Below are 14,718 nucleotides of genomic sequence, written 5' to 3' on the forward strand. Positions count from 1 at the left end.
GCCATGAACCCGCCGCCCACCGTTCAGGAACTGGTCCGGCAGCCGATCGAGGCGATCATCCCGCATCGCGGCACCATGCTGCTGATCGACGCCGTGGAAACGTTCGACGAACAGACGCTGAGCGCGCGCGCCACCGTGCGCGCCGACGCCTGGTATGCCGACGCCGATGGCGCCATGCCCGCGTGGATCGGCATCGAACTGATGGCGCAGGCGATCGCCGCGCACGTCGCGTTGCTGGCCATGCGCGGCGGCGGCCGCGCGCGGCCGGGCGTGCTGCTCGGCTCGCGCAGCTACAAGGCACTGCGGGCGTCGTTTGCCGCCGGCGCGCAGTTGTCGATCCACGTCATGGAACTGCTGCGCAGCGAAGAAGGCCACGGCGCCTACGAATGCACCATCCGGCATGGCGACGCGGACTGCGCGGAAGCCGTCATCAAGGTTTTTCAACCGGCTGATTTTCAGTCGTTCATCGAAGGGAGTTTCAGTTCATGAGCCGGCGTGTTCTCGTTACCGGCGCAAGCCGTGGCATTGGCCGCGCGATTGCGTACAAGTTGGCCGCCGACGGCTTCGCGGTCTCCGTGCATTGCCGCACGGGGCGCAGCGAGGCCGACGCGGTTGCGACGGGCATCGCCGCGCAAGGCGGCACGGCGCGTGTGTTGCAATTCGACGTGCGCGAGCGCGCCGTGTGCCGCGAAGTGCTCGAAGCGGACGTCGCGGCGAACGGTCCGTATTACGGCATCGTGTGCAGCGCGGGCGTGACCCGCGACGCCGCGTTCCCCGCGCTCAGCGGCGAAGACTGGGACGTGGTGATCGAAACCGGTCTGGACTCGTTCTACAACGTCGTCCATCCGTTGACCATGCCGATGGTGCGAGCCCGCAAGGGCGGCCGTATCGTCACGATCGCTTCGGTGTCCGGCGTGATGGGCAATCGCGGCCAGGTCAACTACAGCGCGGCGAAAGCCGGCCTGATCGGCGCGACCAAGGCGCTCGCGGTCGAACTGGCGACGCGCAACATCACCGTCAATTGCGTCGCGCCGGGTTTGATCGAAAGCGGCATGCTCGACGAGCTGCCGCTCGAACAGGTGTTGAAGACGGTGCCGATGAACCGCGTCGGCCAGCCTGCCGAGGTGGCGTCCGTGGTCAGCTTCCTGATGTCGGATGCGGCCTCGTATGTCACGCGCCAGGTGATCGGCGTGAACGGCGGGATGATCTGATGAAGCGCGTCGTCATTACCGGCATGGGCGGCGTCACGGCATTCGGCGACAGCTGGGACGTGATCGAAACGCGTCTGAAGAGCGGCGTGAACGCCGTGCGGCGCATGCCCGAATGGGACTACTTCGAGTCGTTGCATACGCGGCTGGCGTGTCCGTTGCCGGGCTTCACGTTGCCCGCGCACTATCCGCGCAAGAAGACCCGCTCGATGGGACCGGTCTCGATGTACTCGGTGCGCGCGAGCGAACTGGCGCTTGCCGACGCGGGCCTCGCCGACGACGCCACCATCAAGGACGGCCGCATGGGCGTCGCGTACGGTTCGTCGTCGGGCTCGGTGCAGCCGATCCGCGCCTTCGGCACGATGCTCGAAACCGGCTCGATGAGCGACGTCACATCCAACAGCTATGTGCAGATGATGCCGCACACCACCGCGGTCAACGTCAGCCTGTTCTGGGATCTGAAAGGGCGGATCATTCCGACCTCGTGCGCGTGTGCCTCGGGCAGCCAGGCGATCGGCTATGCGTATGAAGCGATCCAGACCGGCAAGCAGACGCTGATGCTGGCGGGCGGCGCGGAGGAACTGTCGGGCCCGGCGGTCGCCGTGTTCGACACGCTGTACGCCACCAGCACGCGCAACGACGAGCCGCATCTGACGCCGCGTCCGTTCGACGCCGCGCGCGACGGCCTCGTGGTCGGCGAAGGCGCGGCCACCCTGGTGCTCGAAGACTATGAGCACGCGGTGGCGCGCGGTGCGCGGATTCATGCGGAGATCGTCGGCTTCGGCTGCAACTCGGACGGCGCGCATATGACGCAGCCGACCGCCGAAACGATGGCGCTCGCGATGCAACTCGCGCTCAAGGACGCCCAACTCGCGCCTGAAGCGATCGCCTACGTGAATGCGCACGGCACCTCGACGGATCGCGGCGATATTGCCGAAAGCCATGCGACTGCGCAGACCTTCGGCGCGCACATGCCGATCAGTTCGCTCAAGAGCTATGTCGGCCACACGCTCGGCGCGTGCGGCGCGCTCGAAGCCTGGTGGACCATCGAGATGATGAAGCGCAACTGGTATGCGCCGACCTTGAACCTGACCCAGGTCGATCCGGCCTGTGCGCCGCTCGATTACATCGCCGGCGCAGGCCGGGAGATCGATGCCGAATACGTGATGAGCAACAACTTTGCGTTCGGCGGCATCAACACGTCGCTGATTTTCAGGCGCGTTCGATGAGCATGGCGCTGCAACGCGTGGTCGTGACCGGCATGGGGATCGTGTCGTGTCTCGGCAATACGCTCGACGAGGTTTCCGCCGCGTTGCGCGCAGGCCGCTCGCGCATTCAGCGGATCGACGCCTGGCGCGAGCGCGGCTTCGCTTCCCAGGTGGCGGGCGTTGCGTCGGTTGTGAATGAACCGCCGTTTGAGCGCAAGCTCGAACGCTTCATGGGCGACACGGCGCGGTTCGCCTGTCACGCCGCGCGCAACGCGATCAGCGACGCCGGGCTCGATGCCGCGGCGTTGCGCTCGCCGCGCGCCGGCGCGGTGATCGGTTCGGGCGTCGGCACGATGTCCACTTACGACGCGGCGATGGCAACCGCACACGCTCGCGGTGTCGACAAGGTGCCGCCGTACACGGTGCCGCATGCGATGAGCAGCACCGCGTCGGCGAATGTCGCGCAGGTGTTTGGGCTCGAAGGCGTCAGCTATTCGCCGTCATCGGCGTGTACGACCTCGGCGCTCGCGATCGGCCAGGCGATGCAACTGATCCAGACCGGCCGCCAGCAGATCGTGCTGGCCGGCGGCAGCGAGTCGCTGCACGACAACATGACGCTCATGTTCGACGCGATGGGCGCGTTGTCGCGCCGCTTCAACGACACGCCGCAGCGCGCGTCACGTCCTTACGACACGGAGCGCGACGGTTTCGTGATCGCGTCGGGCGGCGGCGTGCTGGTGCTCGAATCACTCGAGTACGCGCTCGCACGCGGCGCGCGCATCTACGCGGAACTCACCGGATTCGGCGACTGCACGGACAGCGCCGGCATGGTCGCGCCGCGCGCGGCGGGGATCGCGCGCGCCATGCGCGGCGCGTTGCATGAAGCGGGCAAGCGGCCCGACTACGTCAACACGCACGCACCGTCGACGCCGCTCGGCGATACGGAGGAACTACGCGCGCTGAGCGAAGTGTTCGGCGCGGCGTTCGATCGTCGCGTGCCGGCGTTTTCATCGACCAAGGGGATGACGGGGCATCCGCTCGGCGCTTGCGGCGCGCACGAGGCGATCTACACACTGCTGATGATGCGCGACGGCTTCATTGCGGGCACGGCGGGCATCGACACGCCGGAGCCGGCCGTGGACGGCATGCCGCTTGTGCGTGCCACGCGCGAGGCGCGCATCGGCACGGCGATGTCGGTTTCATTCGGGTTCGGCGGCAGTTGCGCGAGCCTGATGTTCGAAGCATGGCAGGGCGGCTGAAACGGCCGCGACTTTAAAAAACGAGGGCAAGAAAAATGAAAAGAACAGCTGTATTGGGCGCACTGGCGGTGGTGGTGTTGACGCAGGCGGGATGCGCCACCCAGGTGAAGTCGTTGCCGCTCGCGGCGGCCGCCGGCGAATCGCGCGGCGGCGTGCCGGTGTATTTCGGCCAGCAGGACCACCCGGCGGTCAGGACTCGACTGGGCGACGTGTCGTACTCGGTGCGGATCGCGCGCAAGGTTGCCGGGCCTGACGACGCCTGCCACGAAGCGCTCGCCGAAGCGGTGCAGAAGTTGCGCGCGGCGGCAAGCGAACGCCACGCTAACGCTGTAATCGACGTGTCCACGCGCTTTCATAGCACCGAGAGCAATTCATCGACCGAATTCACCTGCGGGGTCAGCCCCAGCGCCGCCGCGATCGCGGTGAAGGGACAACTCGTCGTGCTGGAATCGAATTGAGCCGGATCGGAAATAGAACTCACCAGAGCAACAACAACCACCAAGGAGTCTCGATGAAACGTTATGTGCTGTTTGCCGCATTGTTTGCTTCGTTCGCCACATTGAGCGCCGCGCCGGCTTTTGCCCGCGATACGGTCAACTACTATCCGCTCGATCAGGCCTTGCACAGCGAACCCGGCAAAGTGAGCGACGACGTCGCGCTGTATTTCGCAGGTCAGCACCATCCGGCTGTCGTCAAGACGATGGGCGAATTCGCGACCAACAAGAAGACCAACGCGTTCGGCAAGAGCGATTTGCAGGCCTGTCAGCACGTTTTCCTCTCGGCGGTGATCGAATTGCAGGAACGTGCGCGCAAGGAAGGCGGCAATGCGGTGATCAACATCAAGAGCAACTACAAGAACGAATTGCGTGAGAGCGCGACCGAATACACCTGTGGCGCGGGCGCGGTGATCGCCGGCGTGGCTTTGACGGGCGAAGTGGTGACGCTGCGCAAGTAGGGGGCAAGTGAGTGCAAGGGAGCGCGGACCCGTGCGGATCGGCGCGAGCAAGGCAGGAAGGCGGCGAGTTGCCGCCGCCTCGCGCTGTTTTACCGCACCGGGCTCGTGGCTTGCTACGTCACGCTGTGTGCTTCGTTGCACATCAACCGGTTTTGACCGCCGCGACATTGACCAGCGTTTCACGACGCTTGCCAGGTTGCGGGTGATACAGGCCGAGCCGTTCGAGAAGACCGAAGTCTTTCGCGCGGCTCCACCACAGGTAGGGCAGCGAAACATTGCGCTCGCCGAAGCTGAAGCCGCCGCGTCGGATCATGTCGAGGTAGCCGTCGGCGCTCTTTTGCACCTGCATCGGATGACGGAACAGCAGCCGGATCACCCACGATTTGATGTACGCGTCCGTGGACTCGGCGAACAGCAGCACGCCGCCGGGTTTGAGCACGCGGCGGAACTCGGCGAGCGCACGATCCTGCTCGACGAGATGGTGGAAGGTCTGGTGGCAGAACACGATATCGGCGCTTGCGTCGGGCAGCGGCAATGTCGCGCAGTCGCCGTGCAGCAGTTCGATATCGGCGAGCTTGTCGCGGCAGGCGCCGGCCGCTCGTGCGGCAAGCGTCAACGACGGCTCGTGAAAGTCGATGCCGACAATGCGCCGCGGCCTGAATGCTTCGGCGAGCAAACGGAACGACAGGCCTTGGCCGCAGCCGGCGTCGACGATCACCGGCGCCTCGGGCAACGGTGTGTCGATGAGGCGTTTGAGGTCGTTGATCGCGACCCGCAACACATGGTGCTCCCAGGTGTAGGTACGCAGGAACCAGATCCCGAAAGCCGTTTCCGGCACGTAGGGGACACTGGATGTTTCGGATGGCGACACGCTGGGCTCCCCGGCGAATTGGCGTTGTTGCTGTCAGAGTGTAATTGCAACGAGATGTAAGGATGCAGCGAATCGCTGCTCCGGGCAAGCCCAAACGATTGAGGCAAATTTGAGTACACATTCGTCAACGCGCACGACAGTCGATGTCGTGATCATCGGCGCTGGCCCCGCAGGCGCGGTTGCGGCGGCGCTGCTGCGCAGGGCCGGGCGCTCCGTGGTGGTGCTGGAGCGACAGCATTTTCCGCGCTTTTCCATCGGCGAAAGCCTGCTGCCGCAAAGCATGGCCTACCTCGAAGAAGCCGGCATGCTGCAGGCCGTGGTCGAAGCCGGTTTCCAGTATAAGAACGGCGCGCATTTCATCTATCGCGACAAGTCGTCGGCGTTCGATTTTCGTGACAAGCATTCGCCGGGTTGGGGCACCACGTATCAGGTCGAACGCGCGGTGTTCGACGACATCCTGATCCGCTGTGCCGCACAGCAGGGCGCCGACGTGCGCTTCGGGCACACGGTGCGCGCGGTTCAGACGGGCGCCATGCCTTTGGTCGACGTGGTCGACGAAGCGGACCACGCGTATCAGATCGAAGCGCGTTTCGTGTTCGACGCGAGCGGCTTTGGCCGTGTGTTGCCGCGTTTGCTGAAGCTCGAAGCACCGACGCGCATGCCCACGCGCGCCGCGATCTTCACGCACGTGCAGGACGGCATTCCGGCCGGTATGACCGATCGCAACAAGATCTGTGTGGCCACACATCCTGAGCGCCGCGACGTGTGGTTCTGGATGATTCCGTTGGCGGGCGGCCGCTCGTCGGTGGGTTGCGTCGCCGGGGCGAGTTTTCTCGACGTGCCGGAAGCGGCGCGCGATGCGAAACTGCGCGCGCTGATCCAGCAGGAGCCGACGCTGAACCGTTTGATCGGCAGCGCGCCGTTCCTGATGCCGGTGCGCCACATCGGCGGCTATGCGGCCAACGTGGAGCGTTTGCACGGGCCGGGTTACGCGCTGCTCGGCAACGCGGGCGAATTTCTCGATCCGGTGTTTTCGTCCGGTGTGACGATCGCGCTGCGCTCCGCGCATCTCGCGGTGCAGACGTTGAACCGGCAACTGGATGGCGAACAGGTGGACTGGTCGGCGGATTACGACGCGCCGTTGCGCAAGGGCATCGATACGTTCCGCGCTTTCGTCGAACGCTGGTACACGGGCGCGTTGCAGGACATCATTTTCTATCCGGAGCAGGCGCCGTCGATCCGCCGCATGATCAGCGCGGTGCTGGCAGGTTATGCGTGGGACGAGTCGAATCCGTATGTCGCCGATCCGGTGCGGCGGCTGAATGCGTTGCACGAGGTGTGCACGCATCGTTGATGCACAGTGCTGCAAGGTTTGGGCAAATGAAAACGGCGCTTCGAAATTGAAGCGCCGCTTTCTATTCAGCCGTGTGAATCATGCGATTCAAGCCGCGATTCTCGCCGCGCCCGACGCATGCTGCCGCACGTCGTCGCGGCGATGCACGCGCTTGCCGGCCGCATACGTTTCATAGATCGCGCGATCGTCGCCGAGCAGCGCGAACGCGAACAGCAGTTCCTCCAGCGACTCGGTGCGCCCGGTGCGGCGCGCGAGCAGCGGCGTCGCGCGCGGATCGAGCACGACGAAATCCGCTTCCGACTTGGGCTTTAGCGTGCCGACCTTGTCCGCGAGATCGAGCGCTTCGGCCGCGCCGGCGGTCGCCAGATAGAACATGCGCGTAGCCGTCAGATGATGGCCGGTGAGACGCGCGACCTTATGCGCTTCGTTCATGGTTTGCAGCATCGAGAACGAGGTGCCGCCGCCGACGTCCGTTGCCAGTGCGATCGGCATGCCGGCTTTATCCGCCTTGTCGAAGTCGAACAGGCCGCTGCCGAGGAACAGGTTCGAAGTCGGGCAGTGCGAGGCGACGGTGCCGGTTTGCGCCATACGCTTGCGGTCTTCCTCGTCGAGGTGGATACAGTGCCCGTACACGGCGCGGCGGCGCAGCAGCCCGTAGTGGTCGTAGATGTCCAGATAGCTGCGGTGGCCCGGGAACAGATCCGCAACCCATTTCACCTCGTCGTGATTCTCCGCGACGTGGCTCTGGATGAAGATGTCCGGATGCTTGCCCGCCAGCACGCCGCACGCTTCCAGTTGCGCTTCGGTCGAAGTCGGCGCGAAACGCGGCGTGAGCGCGTACATCTGGCGGCCGCGATTGTGCCAGCGGCCGATCAGCTCGGCGCTGTCGTCGTAGCCCGACTGCGCGGTGTCGCGCAGGAACTCGGGGCAGTTGCGGTCCATCAGCACCTTGCCCGCCACCATGCGCAGATTGCGCGCTTCGCTCTCGGTGAAGAGCGCGTCGGCCGATTCCTTATGGACCGTGCAATACACGAGCGCGGTGGTGGTGCCGCACGCCAGCAGTTCCTCGACGAAAAAGCTCGCCGTGTCGCGCGCATACGCCGGATCGGCGAAGCGGCGCTCGGTCGGGAACGTGTACGTCTCGAGCCACGGCAACAAACCGGGCGCGGGCGACGCGATCATGTCCGTCTGCGGATAATGAATGTGCGTATCGATGAAGCCAGGCACGATCAGCTTGTCGCGCATCTCCACGACCTGGGTGCCGGACGCGAGTTGCGTCGCGAGCGCGGCATAGGCGCCCGCCGCGACGACATGGCCGTCTTCGACGATCAGCAGGCCGTCCTCGTTGAAGACCGCCGCGTTGGGCGATTGCGCGGGATCGCCGTTGAAGGTCAGCAGTTGCGCGCGGAATGCCGATTGGGCTGCCTTAGCCGATTGAGTCATGGAAAAACCGTCTCCGAATGTGAGAAGCAGAACAGCGCGGACGACGGGTCGATCCCGGGCTCTCAGGCGAACCCGCGCCGCCGCCGGCTGCGATACGTCGGCCCGTCAGTGCGGGCCGCCCGGGTGCCAGTGCGCGTCGAGCTTCGCGATCAGTTCGCTGCGTTGCTCGGGCGTGACGAACGACGCTTCGAAGCTGTTGCGGATGATCGTGTAGACCTCGGCATCGTTGAGCTTCAACGCGTCGATGGTGGCGAGATAGTTGGCGTTCACGTAGCCGCCGAAATAAGCCGGATCGTCGGAATTCACCGTCACGGCCACGCCGCGATCGAGCAGATCTTTCAGCGTGTGCCTGGTCAGGTCGTCGAATACGCAGAGCTTCAGGTTCGACAGCGGGCACACGGTCAATGCAACACGCGAATCGGCCAGACGCGCGACTAGCGCCGGATCCTCGATGCTGCGCACGCCGTGATCGACGCGGTCCACTTTCAGCAGATCGAGCGCTTCGTAGATATACGAGGGTGGGCCTTCTTCGCCCGCATGCGCAACGAGTTTCAGGCCGAGCGCGCGCGCCTTCGCGAAGACTCGCTCGAACTTCGAAGGCGGATGGCCGCGTTCCGACGAATCGAGACCCACGCCGATCAGACGGTGCTTGTATTGCTCGAACAAAGGCCGCGCTTCTTCGAAGGTGGCGAGCGCGTCTTCTTCGGACAGATGGCGCAGGAAGCACAGAATCAGTTTGCTCGACATACCGCGCTTTTCCGCATCAGCGAGTGCGCGTTCGATGCCGGCCACGACGGTTGCGATCGGCACGCCGCGTTCGGTGTGGGTCTGCGGGTCGAAGAAGATTTCGCTGTGAATTACGTTGTCCGCCAGGCACCGTTCAACGTACGCCATCGTCATGTCGTAGAAATCCTGCTCGTGCAGCAGCACGCTCGCGCCTGCGTAGTAGATGTCGAGGAACGATTGCAGATCGGTGAATGCATATGCGGCGCGCAACGCGTCGATCGAGTCGTAGGCGAGCTTCACGCCGTTGCGCTCGGCGAGCGCGAAAATCAGTTCGGGCTCGAGCGAGCCTTCAATATGAATATGCAGTTCGGCCTTGGGTGCCAGCACGGTTTTTTCGGCCAGCGGCGTGGGGATAACGGTCGTTGTAGTCATGGTCGGTCAGAAGTTTATTGGAGTGGTTTCGCGCCGGAGACAATGGGTCGATGGCGATGCTCCGCGCCGCCGTGCTTCACGCCGTCTGCGTGGTGCGATGCGTCGTGCCCGCGTTCGCCTCGACGGCCTGCAGCACCTGCGCCGCCGCCGAGATCGCGATGATCTCCGGCGACTTGTCGACGATGCCATCCACGCCGAGCGGACACTTCATCCTCGCGATCAGCGACGGATCGAGACCGCGCGCGGCCAGCCGGTGCTCGAACTGCTTGCGCTTGCTGTGCGAGCCGATCATGCCGAAGAACGCGAAGTCGCCGCGTCGCAGAATGCGCTCGGCCAAGTCGAGATCGAGCGCATGGTTGTGCGTCATCACGATGAAGTACGTATGCGGCGCGGCCTGGTCGACGGCTTCGTCGGGGGCGTCGTTCGGATCGATCTTTACGTTCGACGCATGCAGCGTTTCCGCGGGCGGAAACTGCGCGTCGCGCTCATCCACCCAGCGGACCGCGCACGGCAGCGTGGCGAGCACGCGAACCAGCGCGGCGCCCACATGGCCGGCGCCGAACAGCACGACCGCGAAGTCGCCCGGCGCGATGGTTTCGGTGAGCAGCGCGCCGCTGTCGTCGAATCCGGCGCCGTCCCACAGCAGGCAGTCGGCGGCGTCGACGCCCGGCTCGGGGTCGGACAGCATCACCGCATCCGGTGCGGGGCCGAATGATACGCTACGCACGGTCGAAAGCCCTGCCGCCACGCGTTTCGCGAGCGACGTGATCCAGCCGAGGTCGCCCACGTCGAGCCGCTCGAACGCGAGAATCACCGCGCCGCCGCAGCACTGGCCGAGGCTCGGGCCGAGCGCAAAGCGCTCCAGCCGGCGCATGTGCGGCGAGCGCATGCCGTCGCGCAGCACCTGGCGCGCGGCCTCGATGGCTTTCCATTCGAGGTGTCCGCCGCCGATGGTGTGTTTCGCCGAATCGCGCGTGACGATCATCTTGGTGCCGGCTTCGCGGGGCGCCGAACCTTCGACGCGCGCGACCGTCACCAGCACGGCGGCGTCGCCGTGCGCGAGCAGTTGTTGCAGGTCAGGTAGCCAGGGCTGCATCCGGCATTCTCCATACATGGCCGCGCGGGGTGTCCGTGCGGCCGGTTGACTGTGGTCCGACGCATTCGTGTCGCGTCAGGCCGTGGGCTTATTTTTTCACGCGGTCGTGTCGGTCGTCGCGGCTTCCGTTGCCGGTTGACGCGCGGGCTGCGACTGCAATGCATCCAGTGCGTCGAGAATCGCCTCGGGCGTGGCCGGTGCGCGCAGCGGCGGCGCCTCCCGCGCACCCGGCACCGCGGCCGCGATCGCGTCGCGAATCGCGAGGAACACCGAGAACGGCAACAGCAACGGCGGCTCGCCTACGGCCTTCGAGCGGAACACGGTCGGCTCGGCGTTGTGGTTCTGGTAGAGCCGCACATGGAACGCGGCGGGCGTGTCGCTCACCGCGGGAATCTTGTACGTGGACGGCGCGTGCGTCATCAGACGGCCATCGCGGTTCCACCACAGTTCCTCGGTGGTGAGCCAGCCCATGCCCTGAATGAAGCCGCCTTCCACCTGGCCGATGTCGATGGCCGGATTGATCGACTGGCCTGCGTCGTGCAGCACGTCCGCGCGCACCAGTTTCCATTCGCCGGTCAACGTGTCGATCACGACTTCCGACACCGCCGCGCCGTAGGCGAAGTAATAAAAAGGATGACCGGTCAGCGTTTTCGCGTCCCAATGTACTTTCGGCGTGGTGTAGAAACCGTCCGACCACAACTGCACGCGCGCCAGATACGCCGCGCTGACCAGTTGTTCGAACGGCATCGCTCCGCCGTTCACCGACACCTGGCCGTTGGCGAATTGCACGTCTGTGGCGCTGCCGCCGAGTTGTTTGGCCGCGAGCCCGGCGAGCCTTTCGCGGATCGTTTTCGCCGCGGCTTCGGCGGCCTTGCCGTTCAGGTCGCTGCCGGTGGAAGCCGCAGTCGCCGACGTATTCGCGATCTTGGATGTATCGGTTGCCGTGACCCGCACGCGCGAGAGCGGCAAGCCGAACTTGTTGGCGACCACTTGCGCGACCTTGGTATTGAGCCCCTGGCCCATTTCGGTGCCGCCGTGATTGACGAGCACCGAGCTGTCTTTGTACACATGCACCAGTGCGCCGGCCTGATTCAGAAACGGCACGTTGAACGAGATGCCGAACTTCACCGGCGAAAAGGCGAGGCCGCGCTTGAGGACCGGACTGTTTGCATTGAAGGCCGCGATTGCCGTGCGGCGCGCGCGATAGTCACTGGTGCCGAGCAGTTCGTCGGTGAGCGGCGCGATGATGTTGTCCTCGACGCGTTGCCCGTACGGCGTCGTATCGCGCTCGCCGATGCCGTAGTAGTTGGCGAGGCGCACGTCGAGCGGATCGCAGTTCAACTGGCGCGCGATGCTGTCGAGCATCACTTCCATCACGAGCGCGCCTTGCGGACCGCCGAAGCCGCGGAACGCGGTGTTCGATTGCGTGTTGGTCTTGCAGCACAGCGCCACGATATCGACATCGGAAAGGTAGTACGCGTTGTCGAAGTGACAAACGGCGCGCGTGGCGACGGCGCCGGAGAGGTCGGCGGAATAGCCCGCGCGCAACCCGATTTCGACGCGCGCGCCAAGAATGCGGCCGTTGTCGTCGAAGCCCGCTTCGTACTCGTAGATGGCGTCGTGGCGCTTGCCGGTGATCATGAAATCGTCGTCGCGGTCGGCGCGCAGTTTGACCGGCCGGCGCAGCCGTTTTGCCGCCAGCGAAGCCACGCAGGCGAACAGCGCCGATTGCGACTCCTTGCCGCCGAAGCCGCCGCCCATGCGCCGGCATTCGCACACCACGTTATGCGCCGGCCAGTCGAGCATATGCGCGACCACCTGCTGCATTTCGCTCGGATGCTGGGTCGAACTGTAGACGAGCATGCCGTCCATTTCTTTCGGCACTGCGTACGCGATCTGGCCTTCCAGATAGAACTGCTCCTGGCCGCCGACTTCGAATGTGCCGCTGATCCGGTTCGGCGCCGCAGCGATCTTCGCAGCCGGTTCGCCGCGTTTCAGATGCAACGGCGGCAGCACGAACTGCTGGCGGGCTTTTGCTTCGGCGGGCGTGAGCACGGCTTCGAGCGGTTCGTAGCGGATCACGTCGTCGCTTTTTGCGAGCGCTGCGGCACGGCGGGCGAGCTCGTGGCTTTCGGCGATCACGGCGAACACCGGCTGGCCGAGATACAGCACTTCTTCGACGGCGAGAATCGGGTCGTCGTGCAGCACCGGGCCGCAATTGTTCTCACCGGGAATGTCTTCGGCGGTCAGCACGGCGATCACGCCCGGCGCTTTTCTGACGGCGTCCAGATCCATCGACACGATGCGCGCGTGCGCATGGCGCGACAGGCTGAGCGCCGCGTGCAGCGTGCCTTGCAACTCCGGTACGTCGTCCGTGTAGGTGGCTTCGCCGCTTACATGCAGCGCAGCCGATTCATGCGGCAGGGAAACGCCGATCGACGCATCGCTTTCATGAGCGACGTGCCTCGCAGCATGTTCGACAAAAGCATCGGTCCGGTTCATCACGACGGCTCCTTCGCAACGGCGGCGTCCGGTGCGCCGTCTTCGAACGCGAACGCATTCACGTCGAAGAGGGCGAGCGGCGCGTCATTGCGTGTTTCGAGGTGGAAGCGCCACAAGAGATTGCGAGCCACCTTCAGTCGATAGGCACTCGAAGCGCGCATGTCGGTGAGCGGCTGGTAATCGGCGGCGAGCGCATTCATGGCTTGCCGCGCGGTGTTTTCGTCCCATGTTGCGCCATTCAAAGCCGCTTCGGTTTGCGCGGCCCGCTTCGGCGTGGCCGCCATGCCGCCGAACGCGATGCGCGCTTGCCGGATCGCGCCGTTTTCGTCGACGTGCAGCGCGAACGCCGCGCATACCGCCGAGATGTCCTGATCGTAGCGCTTCGACACCTTGTAGGTGCGAAAGCGCAGATTGCCCGCCGGGCGTGGTACGCGCAGCGCCGCGACGAATTCGCCGGCGGCGAGCGCGGTCTTCTGGTAGCCGAGGTAGAACGTGTCGAGCGGCAGCGTGCGCGTTTTCGGGCCGTGGCGCAACACGACTTCGGCGCCGAGCGCGAGCAGCGCCGGCATCGAATCGCCGATCGGCGAGCCGTTCGCCACGTTGCCGCCGAGCGTGCCCGCGTTGCGGATCGGCAGCGACGCGAAACGCGTCCACAGTTCGGCGAGTTCGGGGTAGTCGACGGCGAGCGCGGTGTAAGCGTCTTCGAGCGTGACGGCGGCGCCGATCGTCAGCGTCTGCGCATCGCGCTCGACCGTCTTCAATTCGGCGACGTTGCCGATATACAGAATGTCGCCGAGATCGCGGAATTGCTTGGTGACCCACAGGCCGACGTCGGTGCTGCCGGCGAGCAGGCGTGCTTGCGGATGCCCGGCGCGCAGTCTGGCGAATGCATCGAGCGAGACCGGCGCATAAAAGATGGGCGAGCCGAACGCGGCGCCGCGCGTGTCGGGTGCGCGGTATTCGAAGGTGTCGCGCCGTTGCAGTTCGCGCAGCTGATTCGCGACGGCCTGGCGGTCGAGCGTCACGCGCGGATATTGCGGATAGTCGAACATTTTCTGCGAGGCGTCGACGATCGGCCGGTAGCCGGTGCAGCGGCACAGATTGCCGGAGAGCGCGGCGTTGATTTCATCGCGCGTGGGCAGGCCGGCGGCGGCCGGCTGGTTTTCGTACAGCGCCCACATCGACATCACGAAGCCAGGCGTGCAGAAGCCGCATTGCGACCCGTGGCAGTCGACGAGAGCCTGCTGAACGGGATGCAGCGCGCCATTGGCGGCGCGCAGGTCTTCCACGGTGAAGAGCGCCTTGCCGTCGAGCGTGGGCAGGAACTGGATGCAGGCATTGACCGCTTTCAGCGCGAGGCCGCCGTGCGCATCCAGTTCGCCGACGACGACCGTGCAGGCGCCGCAGTCGCCTTCCGCGCAGCCTTCCTTGGTGCCGGTGCAATGCAGATCCTCGCGCAGGTGCTGCAGCACGGTGCGCGACGCAGGGACGTCCGCGACCTCACGGATGGACCCCTGGTGATAAAAGCGGATGGTTTGCGTTGTCATGGCGAATCCGAAAGACAGTGCGGACCGGGCGCGCGTTACGCATGGGGTCGCGCCAAAGCCGGCCTCGCGCACGTAGATCGCCATCCAGATCCGAAGATAGCATTACCTTGTCCCAAA

At 65.2% G+C, this 14,718-nt stretch carries 13 protein-coding genes; 7 read left to right on the forward strand and 6 right to left on the reverse strand.

Annotated features, from left to right (window positions below):
• Nucleotides 1–3: 3 nt before the first annotated feature.
• The 6 genes from NE850_RS26285 to NE850_RS26310 are packed head-to-tail and all read left to right on the forward strand — an operon-like array spanning nt 4 to nt 4,630.
• On the forward strand, nt 4–489 hold the full coding sequence (locus NE850_RS26285; RefSeq protein WP_007180836.1) for a hotdog family protein: 486 nt from the start codon (nt 4–6) through the stop codon (nt 487–489).
• Nucleotides 486–1,211, forward strand: a complete 726-nt coding sequence (locus tag NE850_RS26290) for a 3-ketoacyl-ACP reductase FabG2 (RefSeq protein WP_007180837.1) — start codon at nt 486–488, stop codon at nt 1,209–1,211. Before NE850_RS26285 ends, NE850_RS26290 begins: the two co-directional genes overlap by 4 nt.
• Nucleotides 1,211–2,437 carry a beta-ketoacyl-ACP synthase gene (locus tag NE850_RS26295; protein WP_165186818.1) on the forward strand — a complete coding sequence of 409 codons (1,227 nt, stop codon included), beginning with the start codon at nt 1,211–1,213 and terminating at the stop codon, nt 2,435–2,437. The genes NE850_RS26290 and NE850_RS26295 overlap by 1 nt, the downstream gene beginning before the upstream one ends.
• Complete coding sequence (locus tag NE850_RS26300) at nt 2,434–3,675, forward strand: beta-ketoacyl synthase (protein ID WP_165186815.1); 1,242 nt, start codon at nt 2,434–2,436, stop codon at nt 3,673–3,675. The genes NE850_RS26295 and NE850_RS26300 overlap by 4 nt, the downstream gene beginning before the upstream one ends.
• Before the next feature lie 35 nt (nt 3,676–3,710).
• Nucleotides 3,711–4,133, forward strand: coding sequence for a hypothetical protein (locus NE850_RS26305; RefSeq protein WP_007180840.1), 423 nt, complete (start codon nt 3,711–3,713; stop codon nt 4,131–4,133).
• Nucleotides 4,134–4,186: 53 nt separating this feature from the next.
• Nucleotides 4,187–4,630, forward strand: a complete 444-nt coding sequence (locus tag NE850_RS26310) for a hypothetical protein (RefSeq protein ID WP_007180841.1) — start codon at nt 4,187–4,189, stop codon at nt 4,628–4,630.
• Between the two features lie 142 nt (nt 4,631–4,772).
• Here the strand turns inward: NE850_RS26310 and NE850_RS26315 are convergent, their stop codons facing one another.
• On the reverse strand, nt 4,773–5,501 hold the full coding sequence (locus tag NE850_RS26315) for a class I SAM-dependent methyltransferase (protein WP_007180842.1): 729 nt from the start codon (nt 5,499–5,501) through the stop codon (nt 4,773–4,775).
• 109 nt (nt 5,502–5,610) lie between these two features.
• Between NE850_RS26315 and NE850_RS26320 the strand changes: the two genes are divergently transcribed.
• Nucleotides 5,611–6,855 (forward strand): NAD(P)/FAD-dependent oxidoreductase, encoded by a 1,245-nt coding sequence (locus tag NE850_RS26320; RefSeq protein ID WP_007180843.1) that lies wholly within the window; start codon nt 5,611–5,613, stop codon nt 6,853–6,855.
• Between the two features lie 87 nt (nt 6,856–6,942).
• Here NE850_RS26320 and guaD read toward each other — a convergent pair whose 3' ends face one another.
• The 5 genes from guaD to xdhA form a co-directional block, all read right to left on the reverse strand.
• The gene (gene guaD, locus NE850_RS26325; RefSeq protein ID WP_007180844.1) at nt 6,943–8,298 is read right to left on the reverse strand and encodes a guanine deaminase; all 1,356 of its coding nucleotides are present in this window, start codon (nt 8,296–8,298) and stop codon (nt 6,943–6,945) included.
• Between the two features lie 105 nt (nt 8,299–8,403).
• A complete protein-coding gene (locus NE850_RS26330) occupies nt 8,404–9,456 on the reverse strand; it encodes an adenosine deaminase (protein ID WP_007180845.1) in 1,053 nt (350 codons plus the stop codon).
• A gap of 76 nt (nt 9,457–9,532) precedes the next feature.
• Nucleotides 9,533–10,552 (reverse strand): xanthine dehydrogenase accessory protein XdhC, encoded by a 1,020-nt coding sequence (gene xdhC / locus NE850_RS26335; protein ID WP_310699602.1) that lies wholly within the window; start codon nt 10,550–10,552, stop codon nt 9,533–9,535.
• A 96-nt stretch (nt 10,553–10,648) separates the two neighbouring features.
• Nucleotides 10,649–13,054, reverse strand: coding sequence for a xanthine dehydrogenase molybdopterin binding subunit (gene xdhB, locus NE850_RS26340; RefSeq protein WP_310699603.1), 2,406 nt, complete (start codon nt 13,052–13,054; stop codon nt 10,649–10,651).
• Nucleotides 13,054–14,601: a xanthine dehydrogenase small subunit gene (gene xdhA / locus NE850_RS26345; protein WP_197740236.1), complete on the reverse strand. Its 1,548-nt coding sequence runs from the start codon at nt 14,599–14,601 to the stop codon at nt 13,054–13,056. Before xdhA ends, xdhB begins: the two co-directional genes overlap by 1 nt.
• Between the last annotated feature and the right edge of the window lie 117 nt (nt 14,602–14,718).

It is taken from the genome of Paraburkholderia sp. USG1, from assembly GCF_031570135.1.
GTDB classification, from domain to species: domain Bacteria; phylum Pseudomonadota; class Gammaproteobacteria; order Burkholderiales; family Burkholderiaceae; genus Paraburkholderia; species Paraburkholderia dioscoreae.

What these genes read in the sequence shown, in the direction of transcription:
- xdhC (WP_310699602.1), bottom strand. Translation starts at nt 10,552, where the DNA reads ATGCAGCCCTGGCTACCTGACCTGCAACAACTGCTCGCGCACGGCGAC.
- NE850_RS26330 (WP_007180845.1), bottom strand. Translation starts at nt 9,456, where the DNA reads ATGACTACAACGACCGTTATCCCCACGCCGCTGGCCGAAAAAACCGTG.
- NE850_RS26285 (WP_007180836.1), top strand. Translation starts at nt 4, where the DNA reads ATGAACCCGCCGCCCACCGTTCAGGAACTGGTCCGGCAGCCGATCGAG.
- NE850_RS26305 (WP_007180840.1), top strand. Translation starts at nt 3,711, where the DNA reads ATGAAAAGAACAGCTGTATTGGGCGCACTGGCGGTGGTGGTGTTGACG.
- NE850_RS26290 (WP_007180837.1), top strand. Translation starts at nt 486, where the DNA reads ATGAGCCGGCGTGTTCTCGTTACCGGCGCAAGCCGTGGCATTGGCCGC.
- xdhA (WP_197740236.1), bottom strand. Translation starts at nt 14,601, where the DNA reads ATGACAACGCAAACCATCCGCTTTTATCACCAGGGGTCCATCCGTGAG.
- NE850_RS26300 (WP_165186815.1), top strand. Translation starts at nt 2,434, where the DNA reads ATGAGCATGGCGCTGCAACGCGTGGTCGTGACCGGCATGGGGATCGTG.
- NE850_RS26295 (WP_165186818.1), top strand. Translation starts at nt 1,211, where the DNA reads ATGAAGCGCGTCGTCATTACCGGCATGGGCGGCGTCACGGCATTCGGC.
- xdhB (WP_310699603.1), bottom strand. Translation starts at nt 13,054, where the DNA reads ATGAACCGGACCGATGCTTTTGTCGAACATGCTGCGAGGCACGTCGCT.
- guaD (WP_007180844.1), bottom strand. Translation starts at nt 8,298, where the DNA reads ATGACTCAATCGGCTAAGGCAGCCCAATCGGCATTCCGCGCGCAACTG.
- NE850_RS26310 (WP_007180841.1), top strand. Translation starts at nt 4,187, where the DNA reads ATGAAACGTTATGTGCTGTTTGCCGCATTGTTTGCTTCGTTCGCCACA.